This window comes from Alicyclobacillus sp. SO9 (assembly GCF_016406125.1).
GTDB lineage: Bacteria > Bacillota > Bacilli > Alicyclobacillales > Alicyclobacillaceae > SO9.
Genome location: NZ_CP066339.1, coordinates 708,799 through 721,787, shown reverse-complemented (window position 1 = coordinate 721,787; position 12,989 = coordinate 708,799). Strand labels below are relative to the sequence as shown.

Annotated in this window: 19 protein-coding genes; 4 read left to right on the top strand and 15 right to left on the bottom strand. The window is 47.6% G+C overall.

The window, feature by feature from the left end; all coding sequences use genetic code 11:
- Positions 1–12: 12 nt before the first annotated feature.
- The 11 genes from GI364_RS03135 to GI364_RS03085 all read right to left on the bottom strand — a co-directional run bounded on the left by GI364_RS03135 (position 13) and on the right by GI364_RS03085 (position 5,332).
- Positions 13–270, bottom strand: a complete 258-nt coding sequence (locus GI364_RS03135) for a hypothetical protein (RefSeq protein WP_198852267.1) — start codon at positions 268–270, stop codon at positions 13–15.
- 2 nt (positions 271–272) lie between these two features.
- A complete protein-coding gene (locus GI364_RS03130) occupies positions 273–1,409 on the bottom strand; it encodes a DUF5131 family protein (protein ID WP_198852266.1) in 1,137 nt (378 codons plus the stop codon).
- A 52-nt stretch (positions 1,410–1,461) separates the two neighbouring features.
- Positions 1,462–2,154: a hypothetical protein gene (locus GI364_RS03125; RefSeq protein WP_198852265.1), complete on the bottom strand. Its 693-nt coding sequence runs from the start codon at positions 2,152–2,154 to the stop codon at positions 1,462–1,464.
- Positions 2,155–2,215: 61 nt separating this feature from the next.
- Positions 2,216–2,578, bottom strand: a complete 363-nt coding sequence (locus GI364_RS03120) for a hypothetical protein (protein WP_198852264.1) — start codon at positions 2,576–2,578, stop codon at positions 2,216–2,218.
- A 21-nt stretch (positions 2,579–2,599) separates the two neighbouring features.
- Positions 2,600–2,812, bottom strand: coding sequence for a hypothetical protein (locus GI364_RS03115; RefSeq protein ID WP_198852263.1), 213 nt, complete (start codon positions 2,810–2,812; stop codon positions 2,600–2,602).
- A 98-nt stretch (positions 2,813–2,910) separates the two neighbouring features.
- Entirely contained in the window at positions 2,911–3,069 is a 159-nt protein-coding gene (locus tag GI364_RS03110; protein WP_198852262.1) for a hypothetical protein, read from the bottom strand.
- 44 nt (positions 3,070–3,113) lie between these two features.
- Positions 3,114–3,761, bottom strand: coding sequence for a sigma factor-like helix-turn-helix DNA-binding protein (locus GI364_RS03105; protein WP_198852261.1), 648 nt, complete (start codon positions 3,759–3,761; stop codon positions 3,114–3,116).
- On the bottom strand, positions 3,758–3,982 hold the full coding sequence (locus GI364_RS03100; protein ID WP_198852260.1) for a hypothetical protein: 225 nt from the start codon (positions 3,980–3,982) through the stop codon (positions 3,758–3,760). Before GI364_RS03100 ends, GI364_RS03105 begins: the two co-directional genes overlap by 4 nt.
- Before the next feature lie 370 nt (positions 3,983–4,352).
- The gene (locus GI364_RS03095) at positions 4,353–4,535 is read right to left on the bottom strand and encodes a hypothetical protein (protein WP_198852259.1); all 183 of its coding nucleotides are present in this window, start codon (positions 4,533–4,535) and stop codon (positions 4,353–4,355) included.
- A gap of 146 nt (positions 4,536–4,681) precedes the next feature.
- On the bottom strand, positions 4,682–4,894 hold the full coding sequence (locus GI364_RS03090; protein ID WP_198852258.1) for a hypothetical protein: 213 nt from the start codon (positions 4,892–4,894) through the stop codon (positions 4,682–4,684).
- 210 nt (positions 4,895–5,104) lie between these two features.
- Entirely contained in the window at positions 5,105–5,332 is a 228-nt protein-coding gene (locus GI364_RS03085) for a helix-turn-helix transcriptional regulator (protein ID WP_198852257.1), read from the bottom strand.
- A gap of 158 nt (positions 5,333–5,490) precedes the next feature.
- Between GI364_RS03085 and GI364_RS03080 the strand changes: the two genes are divergently transcribed.
- From GI364_RS03080 to GI364_RS03070, 3 genes are all read left to right on the top strand, one after another.
- The gene (locus tag GI364_RS03080; protein ID WP_198852256.1) at positions 5,491–5,892 is read left to right on the top strand and encodes a helix-turn-helix domain-containing protein; all 402 of its coding nucleotides are present in this window, start codon (positions 5,491–5,493) and stop codon (positions 5,890–5,892) included.
- Between the two features lie 156 nt (positions 5,893–6,048).
- A complete protein-coding gene (locus GI364_RS03075) occupies positions 6,049–6,567 on the top strand; it encodes an ImmA/IrrE family metallo-endopeptidase (RefSeq protein ID WP_198852255.1) in 519 nt (172 codons plus the stop codon).
- 142 nt (positions 6,568–6,709) lie between these two features.
- The gene (locus tag GI364_RS03070) at positions 6,710–7,627 is read left to right on the top strand and encodes a hypothetical protein (protein WP_198852254.1); all 918 of its coding nucleotides are present in this window, start codon (positions 6,710–6,712) and stop codon (positions 7,625–7,627) included.
- A 155-nt stretch (positions 7,628–7,782) separates the two neighbouring features.
- Here GI364_RS03070 and GI364_RS03065 read toward each other — a convergent pair whose 3' ends face one another.
- Both GI364_RS03065 and GI364_RS03060 read right to left on the bottom strand, forming a co-directional pair.
- Positions 7,783–9,369: a spore germination protein gene (locus tag GI364_RS03065; protein WP_233095992.1), complete on the bottom strand. Its 1,587-nt coding sequence runs from the start codon at positions 9,367–9,369 to the stop codon at positions 7,783–7,785.
- A gap of 126 nt (positions 9,370–9,495) precedes the next feature.
- Complete coding sequence (locus GI364_RS03060) at positions 9,496–10,290, bottom strand: DUF2140 family protein (RefSeq protein WP_198852253.1); 795 nt, start codon at positions 10,288–10,290, stop codon at positions 9,496–9,498.
- 170 nt (positions 10,291–10,460) lie between these two features.
- Here GI364_RS03060 and GI364_RS03055 point away from each other — a divergent pair, with 170 nt between their 5' ends.
- The gene (locus GI364_RS03055; RefSeq protein ID WP_198852252.1) at positions 10,461–10,769 is read left to right on the top strand and encodes a DUF2614 family zinc ribbon-containing protein; all 309 of its coding nucleotides are present in this window, start codon (positions 10,461–10,463) and stop codon (positions 10,767–10,769) included.
- Between the two features lie 43 nt (positions 10,770–10,812).
- Here the strand turns inward: GI364_RS03055 and nth are convergent, their stop codons facing one another.
- Positions 10,813–11,511, bottom strand: coding sequence for an endonuclease III (nth, locus tag GI364_RS03050; protein WP_198852251.1), 699 nt, complete (start codon positions 11,509–11,511; stop codon positions 10,813–10,815).
- A gap of 49 nt (positions 11,512–11,560) precedes the next feature.
- Positions 11,561–12,988, bottom strand: a complete 1,428-nt coding sequence (locus GI364_RS03045; protein WP_198852250.1) for a bifunctional metallophosphatase/5'-nucleotidase — start codon at positions 12,986–12,988, stop codon at positions 11,561–11,563.
- Position 12,989 lies beyond the last annotated feature (1 nt).

Sequence of the window (12,989 nt, the reverse complement as noted above, 5' to 3'; positions counted from 1 at the left end):
CGGCCGTGTTGCTTATGCAGATTTGCCGTCCACAACAAACCCGTTTGTTGGTGTGAACCAATCAGATCCGCCGTACGAAAAGGCCAAATACGCTACATCCAGCACCTCATCCATCTTGCTCTCAAGCAGCTGCTCTTTGGAGAATCCGCACTCCAGAAGTGCCCTCCGATTCTGCTCATTGTCTTCAACCAGCACGTATTCGCATTCCCCAGCGCTCGTTGATAAGTCGACCACTTCCAAGCTGTTGATGACTTTCAACTTGTCGTCCATGCTTATTTCCCCCCAGCTTTCGGAAACTCATCCCATGTGCACCCGTCTAGCATTCGGCCTGCTTTCCTTTTGCCAACGCGCCATACTGTTTCTTTTCCCAATATAACGCCTTTCTTGTTCTGGCCAGGATGCTTATCTAACGCCAGGAACGGCGCCCATTCACCCCATTGCTTGAAAAAGAATGGAACATCAGCCTGCATACATTGGTCCCGCAGGCTCCGCACCCATTCAGGATGCATCAGTCGTGCACCGGGACCAGACTCACCACCGGCGATAACCCAATCCACGTCAGGATGTGACTTTGAAGAAGATAGATTCGGAATCTCACTCGTTCTTTCGGTGGAGAATTGGTGCTCCCACCCGTTAAGCGCATCCCATACTATTTTTCTCTTTCCATTACCCGTGATTTCCCCCCCAAGAGTGATGCAGTTTAGGTCTATAGGACCCAACAGTGGCTCACATGAGAGGAATCTGACTGCAGCTGGTGTCTGAAGCAACATCGGAATCCGCTCATCTGCGGCCTGCTGATTCTCGACGGATACACCAAGCCAAACGTTAGGCAACGGCCACAGTTTCTTGGTATAGCCGAACGACTTCGCTGGGCTGTTGTTGGAGTTGTGTCCAAACGCATCCCAATCGTGAACTGTTTCGGTGTAGACCGCATCCGAGAACAGCACATCACCGTCCGTCAGATGAATCAATCCATCACCTGCATAGGCCCACGCCTTGATCATTTCGCTGGGGCTTCGATGCGTCAGGTATTCCATCATGCGTGCTGGACGTTTGGTCAAGACTTGAAATGTGTGAGTTCGACTCTCTAGTACCGCACACGCCAGCATCACAGCGAATACTTCATCCAAAAACTCGAATGGCACTTTCTCATGAAACAAATCACTCATGCTATTGACGAACACCCTCCGTGGCTTTCGCCAGTGCAAGGGTGCGTCGATACGTTCTGGATGCAGTCTCACATTGTGTGCCATATTTGCAGAGTTCCAGGGTCTGAATGGATGTCCATCCTTCTTCGCAAATCTACGATCCAATGTCTCCGCGTAGCAGTGCGTACAACCGGCACTCACCTTACTGCAGCCCGTTACCGGATTCCAGGTTTCCTCCGTCCATTCAATCTTTGTCGTCATCTTTTATCACCTCACGCTTTCGAATTAGGTCCGAAGTTTCCATCAGCAAATTTCAATCCTCTTCATTGTCATAACTTGTATCGATCTCGTCCTCGTCTTGATAACCAACGAGAGTTGCTTTCGTTGCATATGCTTGAAAGAGCAGTTTCTCGGAACCATGAAAACCATTCATGATTTGATTTTTGTTGAGTTCAGTTCCGTCGATTTTCACAGAGTGAACCGTTCCATCTTGATTGACGACCAGGCCATAATTGCAGCGATATTTTTGTACATCTGGTTCACTGTCCATGTAGATGAAGGTTAAGGTCCTTGGTCTATATTCGATATATAGCGACATGTGCTCTCCAGGCGCATCCGAATAATCCGTTGCATCCCCCTTGATTGCATCGACAATTTCTTGCAGTGAGTACTCTTTCTTTGCACCGTTTAGAACCTCGTCCAATTGTTGCTGCAACCGCTCGATCCCCTGCACATGAATTAACTGGTCTACTTTTTCCCGAACAGTTTCAATCACCAATGTGTTGTATCCAGGCAGGTCAAGACTGTCTATGTTTATCTTCAGGGCAGACTGGACAGCTTTTTCAACGGTCTTGGAAAATTCACTAAAGCTACCGAAAACATCATTGATGATATGCTCTAGTGTCTTTTCAATCTGCTTCTGCACGATTTGATGCAAAATGCCGTTCTCGTTCAGTGCCAACACCGCATTGTTCATGAGTTCTTGCACATTTGGCATAGTCTCCATACCTTCTCACTCCATCCTTACCGTTTAGATTGATACCGAGATTAATCAGGCTTCTCTTTTCTCAAGTATTGTTTTTCGCTGCCAACACAGTTTCTGTCGGTTCAAAAATCCATTCATTGAATCCGCAGGTGGCACAGCCTTCATGAGGCCTGTCCGTATTAGGAACGTGAACCAACGGCGTATGCCCGCAGTTAGAACAAAAGAACATTCCACGCTCCTCAACCTGGTCTCTGCTCACTTTGCAGAGACCCTGGGTTGCAACCCCCCCTCTGAACCCATCCAGAATAACGACCTCTGCTCCTACACCCGGACCGCCTACATCAAACGAGTCAGACGCAACTCGCCATACGCGATTCTTATACCGGGGAACCTCGCAGCAATCTTCCATTACCACGAGGTCTCCAGCTTTCAATTTATCTCCCATGCTCATGTCCACCTTTCAAATTCACAACACAGTTCTGCTTTGGGAAATGACATGATACATCACACTCACCGCTTTATTTCGCCACTCCCAGTCAGGATTCAGGATGACCGGAATCTGATACTGTCGCTCCATTTCCTTCATGAGCTCTGCCAGCGCTTCATCCCGCTCCTCTTCGGACTGGTTCAATGCCACAATTTCCTGGTACTGCTTGTTGATCTCTGAAAGCTTCCCCACGATTACTCACCTTCCGCCTGCAATTCCCATCTCCTGCATTACCTATCTATGTTTACTGTTACCCACATCAGCGTATTGCTACCTCGTTCACCTGTTCTCTAACAGTCGACCCCAAATGCTTTACGACAGATTTCCGGTTCCGTATACGTATCAAAGAGGATCCGCATGTTCTGTAAAATTTGCTCCACTTGCTTTCTGCCTAAGCCTTCCGCTTCCATCGCCAGTTTTGCGTAAGCTTCCGCTTGGTTGTTCGTCATCACAATCCTCCGTTCCAGCGAATATAGTGGATTCCTCATTTTTGCTAAGGTGTCGCAACCAACCGTGGCGGCTTGTCCCGAGTCAACCCGTGAACATATGTGGTCTCGGACTCTGGAGAGGCTGGAGAATTGATAAGCGTAAGCTGTACCCCCTCCACTCTCAAACGCTGAAGTTTCTGCCTCGCACGCCGGATGTACGTTTGCACACTACTTCGCGTCACATCCAACTGCTGAGCGATTTCACTCCACGTGCACCCGTCTAGCACGTATAAGAGGAGAGCCTCCCTTTCGCGGTAAGATAATACCCTGAGGTCCAAGTGGTACTCCGTGCTTTCCGCCTGCACTTCATCTCTCAAAAAATCATAGTCATCAAAAGTTCCACCGATGTTGTCCAAAATCACAGGGTCAAATCGAGTCACCGTATACACCCATTTCGCCGATTCCTTCTGAATCGTACGGTCAACCTCGTAGGCAGTGGCATACTTGGCCAACTGCCGTATTGCATAGCGGCAGTTGGCCTCCATCCATTTGCAGTACTTCACGTGTTCCTCTTCGGCCATCAGGGTCTCAAAATCTCTTTGCTCCTCGGCCCGTTTCACCCGTCTTTCGTGATCCTTTCGCTGTTCTCGAACTTGCTCCATAGACTGCTGATACTCCTGTATCCTCTGAATCGCCCAAAGTCCCTCACTCATTCCATCACCTCCACAAGAACACTGGTTAAAACGAACGCATCAAAAATAGGACCGTCTCCAAACGGAGGGTCCGACCCGCAGTGATACCTCTGCTGATATGTACCTGAAAAGAAGCGATGCTTGATTCGCAGAGTGACTCCGCGATATACTATAGGTACGGATGCTTTTTGATGTTGGCTGACCAGTTCGCCGCTGGTTGGCCTTTTGCATTTTATGGACATCTTTATGACGCCCCCTTTCTAAGTGACTTACACTTTTCTTCAAAGCTCTCAAAACGGCATTGATTTCAGACCTGCTTGCCCCGCATTCACTGTCTACCTGGTTTACTGTTGTAGAATTACAAAGGAATAGTGAGTTTCAACATACAGACCAATGTTCGATTAGAGGAGACCAAATGTCTCATGACTTCAATCGCTTCATTGGCTGCCCAGTACAATTGCAGTTACATGCCCACGAAAATCTCATGCACCATTTTGATAGTGTGGTGACCGCATCTACTACGATGACAACCACGTAATGATTTCCCACCGAAACGGGAACTTTAAGTATTCACGCATGCCGAATTCAAAGTGACTCCTGACTTCCTAGCATTTACGGATTCCGACTGCTGGACGCTGTTTGTACTCCCCTCACCACGCGCTGAGCCCAGAGATTATCCATGAACATCTGCTGTAGTATGTCAGCGTCCTTGGGTTGCTCATCCAAAAGCATCTGCAAGCGCGCTTGGCCCTCTTGCAAATCTCCAAGCAGGAAGCCCTTTGACGAATCACTCATACCAGTCACTCTCCATTAAATTGTTGACACAGTCGCCAGTACTCCAGTAACTCGAGCTACGACCCCCGACGGCGAGGTTTCTGCGAACTAGCGCTCGTGATTTCAGGGTGCCGCCTACGGCAACCGGATTCCTGATTTCCCTTCATTCACATTGCTTCACCATTCGCAATGCCTTCCTCAAAGGTTTCAGTAGCGACTTCAGTCCAACTTCTATCTGTTCCCGCATTGACATTTTGAGTAAGATCCTTCTGCTTCTGAGCTATGAGATATTCGTAAACACCAAAAATCGGATCTCTTCCGCAGACATCTCCGACATATGTCACCGTCACATTCACCTTTCGTTCTACAGTTTTTGACAATTTGTTCACCTGCCTTACAATCAGCATGGTCTGCCATATACTCGACAACTTTATCGCGCGGAAGTCAGCCACCTAAGTCCAAAGCGATCCAAGTCATTACTTCTTCCCATTTCCCACGACCATCTACGTCACACCTTCAAATTGTCTCCATTTCGCAGGATTTCATTACCATCTCAACGAATAACAATTGTTACGATGTCCTTCTGTTGGTTATGCTAAACAGCCTGACTGTGTCGTAATGTTACCTTTAAGCTCAAAAAAAAGAGTCCAATCAAATTCCAGAGCTTGTGCAATTCTTTTTGCTATAGTAACGCTCGGATTTCTGACGCCGTTCTCAATCATAGTGTAATACTCACGGCTTATTTCCACCTGAATTGCAACATCTTCATGAGTCTTTTCTTTGGACGTTCTGATGCTGGCTAACCAATCTCGTTTCATAATTCCACCCCTCAAGGTATCGAATTGTTACATCAAGAATAACGTAACATTTCGATACATGTCAACAACAATGTTTCTTTTCGATACATTATGTGTGGGTAACATGATGTTACGTTACAATAGAGGTACTATTCATAACGTTTATTGAGGTGAAGATCTTGCTTGGTGAGAGGCTTCGTTCCGCCAGAGAGCGAGCGAGAAAAACCCAGGCTGATGCCGCGAGACATCTGGGAATTACTCGTCCTGCATATTCTCAGTATGAGGCTGGACGTAGAGATCCTGACACTGAATCAGTTCGGAAATTGGCTGAATTATTCAACGTATCAACAGATTACTTATTGAATCGTACGAACCATAACATTGGCCCGGAGCCCGAGAACAATCCGATGGGTATCCAACTGACTGATAAACAAGTTACATTGCTCAGGGAAATTCGTGATGATCCTGAATGGCTGGGTATGTTCTATGACTTTGCTAATGCAACGGACGAGGAAAAACGAATGATGTTAGATATTTGGGCAAGCATTCGGAAAAGCATTAAACATAGCCATGACAATTAATTGAACTAATTAAAATAGGGGACGCTCCCACCTACAAGCGTCTCCTTTTTTGTGTTTTTCTGTAGTAACATATCGACAGATATCGACAAATTAAAACAGAACAAGACAGAAATTCATATTCAAGGGGATCTGGGATTATTTCCGTGGGGTGAGGTAATGTCACGACTAGAAATGTTAGTACAAAATCAATTGTTGTCAGCTATTGAAGTTCACTATCCAGACGAAATTGACTTATTCGAGATTGCTTATCGTTTGCAGGTCCTTGTGTTAAGCAAACCTTGCCTAAGCACTTTGTCAGGAACCGCAAACCATCCGGTAATTGTCCTTGATAATCGTTTGACAACTGCAGAGCAAAGAGTCCAATTGGCTCATGAACTCTGCCACTTTGTTGCACATTCCGGAGACCAACTTTTTATGTCTCCTCTCTTTCGAAGCTATCAAGAATCTCAAACAAGACGCATGACTATGTATTTGTTAAGTCCAACTCATATGCTCACAGACAGCCTAAATGCCATGGCCAGTCAACATATTCATCCACTCCTTTCAGTTGCTCAATCATTTGACATCCCTTATGACTTTGCAAAACGTCGATTGGATTTGTATCGATTGGAGTTTACTCGACCGGTCAAGTCCGACGTATTTACAGAACCAGAACAGCAAATTCTTTTCGCTTGAAATTGAGAACCAGCAAAACAAGGTATAGCGTCGGCATACAGCGAACCATAACAAGATATATTCCAACACTAGGGCTTAATGGATGTGTACGATAAAAGACCGGGAAGGCATGGCCTTCGACCTTGATATGGAGGAGAAAGATTTGTTGATACCCAATGAGGCAACTATGCGTGAGTGGATGAGTCGTGTAAATGCACACACAAGTGATACCTACTATTATAAAAATTGGGAATTACATCGAGCTGGAACTATGAGCTTAGTGAATCAAGCAATTCAATATGGAACAAGCTCGCCAGAGGTGCTCATTGTGGGGGCGGGAAATTGCAATGATATTGACTTGGTTGAATTGATCTCCACTTCAGCGAAAGTGGATTTAGTAGATATCGACGGTCATGCTATCGAACAGGCAATAAACAGGAGAGTACCATACCATCTTCGAGACAAAGTGGAGGTAATTTCTACCGATATAACTCCTCTTTCGAATAATGGCTTTACTCCTGAGATTTTTTGCAAACTGCTTGCGTCGCGAAGTGTGAACGAATTCACAGATGCGATGAGTCGTTTCTGTGTATCTAATGGCAGCGAACGGTTTGTTGGAAACAAGCACTATGATGTCGTTATAATTCTACCTGTTTTAACGCAGCTAATTGGCCCAATGTATAGAGCATGTTCCGAGGTGGTTTGGAGAGATGATCGTGCCAAAATGCATGATGATTTCTACCCAGAAATTTATAATTATTCTACAACTCTTTCTAGACAGGTACTGGATTATTGCTGGGAACGCGTTCGACCAAGTGGCACCTTTGTAATAACAACTGATGTTCTTGATTTTTCTGAGGACCCATGGAAAGGCACGTTTTCAACTCAAAGTACTTCAAACCCTTATTGGATGAGAGACATGATTAAATCAGCAATGGAAATCGCTATCTTTGATGATGCAGAGACAATCTTGGAATGGCTTGACTACCATAAGCAACATTCAATTGTATTTCAAAGATGGCTTTGGCCATTCTCAGAAAATAAAATTCATGCTGTTTTTGGAGAACTCTTACGTAAGTAAGCTATTTATAAACCTCAAAGTGAGCGTCAGAGAAACCCAAGGCGGGTGTGAACTTTGGAATCCCACGCTCACGTGCCGGGGAGTTCTGAGAGTCTATACCTCCGCACAGTCTCAGACTCCCGCGGTGGCTTGCACCGTTACTTCAACATCACGGGCTAATTACGATTAATCCTTGTATCCACCATTCCAATTGTGGGGCCGATGACAGAAGGAATTCGGATGCCTGCTTCACGAATCAGTTCGAGTGAGAACTCCATCAGCAGCACTTCCAGTATCACAGGAAATGGAACTTGTTCACGACTGGCTGCAATGGCCAGCATCAAGTCCGTGGGCAACATCTCAGCATGGTAATTGGTTACGGCCACATAGACAGACGGGAGCAAAATGGCACATATCACAGCAATCCAGCGAATGAAACGAACGAAGTTACCTAAAGGAAACTTTAAGTACGAGTCTTCCCCGCTGTGAATCAAGGCCCATAGTGTTGTCGGTGCAACAATAACGTACGGATTTTGGCCGACAAACAAAGCTACATGCCCTTCCATCAGCATTTGTGCGACTCTGTCCGGACGTTCCGTGGACATCATTTGCGGAATCATGGATTTGGGTCTGTCTTCCAGAAACTGTTCAAGCATACCGCTGTCTTCCAAAAAGTCGATATCGACGGCATCCAGGCGCCGCTTGACCTCTTTGACCAAGGCCGAGTTGGTCAGACCTGCAATGTACATAATGGCCACATCCGTCTTCGCAACGCTTCCTATGGACTCCATTTCCGTGATGAGGTTTTCGCTGCGTAAACGGGATCGGACGAGGGCTGTATTGGCACGAAAACTCTCGGTAAAGGCATCGTGAGCGCCGCGTACTACTTGCTCTGTGGCAGGCTGCGTGACGGACCTGTGTTCCCAGGACTTAGTCTCGACAATAGCGGCATCCCTGCACCCTTCCACAAATACAGCGGTCGATCCGGTGATGATACCATTGATGATTTCCATCCATTTTGATTTGATTTCAATTTGATTGCCCGGCAAAAGCTTCTTAACAATGCTGTCCATCCGCTTGTCCGGATGCTCATCAAGCATTTGCGAGATCATCATCAGAGGTTCAAGAATGTGTTCGTTAATCGTTGTCTTGTCAGACATGCCGTCAATGAAAATAGCCAGTGCGCGCCATGGCCGCTCTGTGCCAACCGTAAACTCACGAATCACATAATCAGCATTAGGAGGTATATGGAATACGGCCTTTAGGATGGCCTTAGTTCGATCCATGTCGCCGTCTAACGTGTCTTTGTTCTCAAGAGCCGTATCAGATACAGGTGCATCCTTACTCTTCTCTGTATCTTGAATGTATTGGGACAATGTCTTTGGTCGGATACTCTGAGGTCCGTTTGACTTTGCGGTCGGCCCCTGCCTGCTCTGCCGAGCCTGCGCTCCGGCCTCGGTTGTTGACGCTTTGTTGGTATCATTGTCCTGCTTCTGCTGTCCTTGTCCGTTGTCCTGAGACGGTGCCGAAGTCGAGTCAGTATTTGTTTGCTGCTCGTTCTTGTCAGGCATACCAAAACTGGATGACTGAGACCCTGACTGAGACCCTGACTGAGACCCTGACTGAGACCCTGACTGAGACCCTGACTGAGACCCTGACTGAGACCCTGACTGAGATGAGTCTGAGCCTATCAGGGCAAAATCTTCATCCATGATGGTGTCGTCAACTGTAAGCAGTGATTGAAGCCATTGTTTTGCGTGCACAATATCCCTCCGCAACCACGACTTCCGACTTTGCATCGGAGTTCAGCTCGTAGACTGTGGTTTTGTATATTGTGCACTTGTCCAGACAGACTATGTGGATTCCGACGAACTCAGTGAGTTGCACACTCAGCCCAGCAGAGAGTTTGTAAACGGTGAATTGGCGGGCGTGGAGTTGCCCTGACTGCCAATTGAATTTGCTGCGGAGGATGAGGCTGGTGTCGAGTTGGATGACCCAGATGACCCAGGTGCGCCAGCGGAATTTGCAGAGCTGCCCGCGGATTTAGACGGTCCTTTGGCAGCGGAACCGGATGAACTCCCGCCCGACGTTCCAAAATTCTTGCTAAGAAGGGACTTTGGTACAATCGACACCTGCAGCGTCAGCATTTTAGTCTTCTGGTCATACTTTAAAATACGAACGCCATAAGGCTTTTGTGGTCGCTTCGTAAAATTCAGATTGAGGGTGGAGTGAAGTGCGTCCACCGTAATCCAGTTCGGCCACGGAAGGTGTCTCAAGACAAGAAACAAATAGGCAGTCGGTACGGGAACTTGCCCTAGATCAGCACTTTTCATATGTAGTTGCAGATTGCCATTCAGCACTGTAGGAATGAACACTACATTCAATGGTATAACCTTGTTTGCCAATTTTGCACCGAGTTGTACATCCCAATTCTGGTTGAAGTTCACACGGGCATACGCCAAAACATTCTTGACATCTTTCTGGTTTGACAAAGCGTACTCAAGATAGCTGTTAATGGCGTCCTGGCCAACACTAATTTGAACGTTCGCGGTTTTCGTCACTGGCGTTGGCGGAGTTTGTCCTTTTTTTGACTGTGGAGACGGAAGCGTCGCCCACCACGAGGTGATGCCGACAACAATCAACAAATTAATGGCCAATAGTAAAATGAACGCCTTTTTCCACATACGCGCACTCCCTTAATCTAGACAGAAGCTGACCGATGGGATAACATCAAAAACGGGTATAACATGTGTTTGTCAAGTACAGTCTTGCACTCTAAACAGCGTAGAGTCACTGCCTGTGTTACCCAAACCGTATACCCTAAATTCCGGGACAGCCCATAGGTGTGATAGATTTGAATATTAACCGTTGGCGGAACCGAGCGCTGATGTTTATCTTTGGCGGTTTCTTTGTCATGTACTTTGGAGTCTACAGCCGCAGCCTATTGCCTTATCTGATGATTATCGGAGGAATCGGAGTCGCAGCGGGCATCCTTTTGTACTTCCGCTTCGGACCAGTCAATCAAAGTATTGCGACCATTGAGTGCCCCCGTTGCGGCGAGATGACGCGACCGACAGGACAGTATGACGCCTGTGCGCACTGTCAGCAGCCTCTTCGCAGAACTGAAAACGGAGACTACGAACCGTACGTTGCGTCTCACTAAGCCCTTGTGCGGTGCGTCTCACTAAGCGTTTGGCCGTTGCATCTCAGTTAGCCTTTGTTGCAGGCTTAGACTGTGCCTTTGCTTTTGGCTTCTTATCCGACGACAGGCTGGCTGCATAATACCGACAGTATTCCTGGACTGGGCACACTTCGCACTTTGGTTTTCGCGCTGTACAAATGTTGCGTCCGTGATGAATCAACCAATGATGTGCCGACGACCACAAATACTTTGGCACCCGCTTGCACAGCATTTGTTCTGTGCCGTCCGGCGTACTGCTGTCTGCCAGTCCAATGCGGTTGGAAACGCGCAAGACATGCGTATCGACAGCAATGGCCGGAACACCAAAGGCATTGGACAGAACGACATTGGCTGTTTTCTTTCCGACTCCGGGAAGTTTCACGAGTTCCTCGCGAGTCCGTGGAACTTCTCCGCTGTGCTCCTCTAGCAAGATTCGGCTCATAGCTACGATGTGCTCGGCTTTTGAACGAAACAACCCCAACTCTTTGATATCTACTTCTAGTATATCCGGTGTAATAGAGGCGTAGTCCTCCGGTCCGTGATATTTTTGAAAAAGGCGCTCAGTCACCATATTGACACGCGCATCCGTACACTGCGCGGACAACATGGTTGCAATCAGCAACTCAAAAGGTGTGCGGAAGTTTAGCGCACACTTGGCATCTGGGTACGTTTGTGCAAGTATGTCCAGAACTTTTCTGGTTTTAGCAAGAGATATAGGTTTCATAAGCTACTTCCTTTTATAGTCTATGCTGTTTTCACGGCAGTCGTTTCCGTCACGGCTTTCGCAAGTGATAGTGTCGTGTCTTCGCTCGGTCCAGGACCTTTTGATTGCCCAACGCCTCCAGCAAAATCTCACGCACCAGCGGCACCTGAACATGGACATCCTGACCTTGGTGAAACTCCTCAAACACGGGAGAGAGCCACAAGTATTCGCAAGTCACAACGCGGTAAAGCTTGTCTGGATGCACGGGAAAACCGCCAATGCGAAATGCATCAATACACGGTTCATGATGGATGACCGAGAACTCTACTTCGGCGTTGCTCAGTGCCATAAAACCCACAACCCCGCCGCGAAACCCGAAACCAAAGCCGCGTTTGTTGAAATACTCAGGACGCAAAGCCTTCTCAATGATAGCCCGCAGATGCGCACCTGACAAAGTCATAAGGACAGGCCTTGTCGGTGTTGCACAAGCACCGTGAACATGTCCCCTGCGAACAGACCCGGCCCGAAGGCTGGCATTTAAGGCTCCAGCCATCATCAGTCCGATGTCACAGGAGTAGCGGGCGAACAGTCCCTCAACCAACACATTGGCAAGAGTCGACTCCGAATTGAACTGTACCGGCAGTCTGTGTGGCAAGGTGACAATGGGTTCCGCCAGTCCGTGTTCAATCTCCGGAAGGTAGCTGCGGTAGACAGACAGCATCTTGTCGTCCATCGGCCCATGCAAGTCTACCTCCACAGGTGCCGAAACGACTTCAATTATATGCTTCGCAGTGAGGTCGTAGTCTACGACCGTATGTCCATACGTCAACGCATGTTTTCCGGGCTGAAACACGGCCGTCCCATTAACCCATTCGGCTTCCTTCATAAATTGATGGGAGTGCCCGCCAAGTATGACATCTATGCCCTCAATCTGCTGAGCCAGTTTTCTGTCATCCCACAAACCGAGGTGCGATAGCGCAATAATGATGTCACAGCCCAGTTTCTGCAGTTGTTTCACTTGCGTTCTGGCCGCCTCAAATGGATGACTGATGTCTACATTCAGCAGTTCATACGGTTTGTCATATTTAGGCGTAATGCCAAAGATACCGATTTTAATTCCCTCAGCCAGAAACACCTGAAAGTCTCTGAAGCCGGGGAACTCTGTACCATGGACTGTTCTCATATTACTGCCCATAATTGTTGTCTGACTCAGCCGACGCAGTTCGTCCCATTTCTCGACAGGCACGGTCAGGCCCTCATTGTTGCCAAACACCCAAGCGTCATACCCTAACTCCGCCATCATGGCAGCGTTGACTCTACCCAAGGTAACCTCGGTCTCAGGGCGGACTCTGTCCAACACGTCGCCAATATCAAAGGTCAGAACGATATCCCCGTCCCGGCGAGCCTGTTCGCGCCGGGCCCGCAACTTCGCAGCCAAACGCATGTAGTTCTCTAGTTGACTGTGAACATCGTTCGTTTGGAACAGGTGAATTCTCACA

Coding starts and splice junctions, on each gene's coding strand:
- GI364_RS03100 (WP_198852260.1), bottom strand. CDS start 3,982: ATGTCCATAAAATGCAAAAGGCCAACCAGCGGCGAACTGGTCAGCCAA.
- GI364_RS03110 (WP_198852262.1), bottom strand. CDS start 3,069: ATGACGAACAACCAAGCGGAAGCTTACGCAAAACTGGCGATGGAAGCG.
- GI364_RS03105 (WP_198852261.1), bottom strand. CDS start 3,761: ATGAGTGAGGGACTTTGGGCGATTCAGAGGATACAGGAGTATCAGCAG.
- nth (WP_198852251.1), bottom strand. CDS start 11,511: ATGAAACCTATATCTCTTGCTAAAACCAGAAAAGTTCTGGACATACTT.
- GI364_RS03095 (WP_198852259.1), bottom strand. CDS start 4,535: ATGAGTGATTCGTCAAAGGGCTTCCTGCTTGGAGATTTGCAAGAGGGC.
- GI364_RS03060 (WP_198852253.1), bottom strand. CDS start 10,290: ATGTGGAAAAAGGCGTTCATTTTACTATTGGCCATTAATTTGTTGATT.
- GI364_RS03135 (WP_198852267.1), bottom strand. CDS start 270: ATGGACGACAAGTTGAAAGTCATCAACAGCTTGGAAGTGGTCGACTTA.
- GI364_RS03075 (WP_198852255.1), top strand. CDS start 6,049: ATGTCACGACTAGAAATGTTAGTACAAAATCAATTGTTGTCAGCTATT.
- GI364_RS03125 (WP_198852265.1), bottom strand. CDS start 2,154: ATGGAGACTATGCCAAATGTGCAAGAACTCATGAACAATGCGGTGTTG.
- GI364_RS03085 (WP_198852257.1), bottom strand. CDS start 5,332: ATGAAACGAGATTGGTTAGCCAGCATCAGAACGTCCAAAGAAAAGACT.
- GI364_RS03120 (WP_198852264.1), bottom strand. CDS start 2,578: ATGGGAGATAAATTGAAAGCTGGAGACCTCGTGGTAATGGAAGATTGC.
- GI364_RS03130 (WP_198852266.1), bottom strand. CDS start 1,409: ATGACGACAAAGATTGAATGGACGGAGGAAACCTGGAATCCGGTAACG.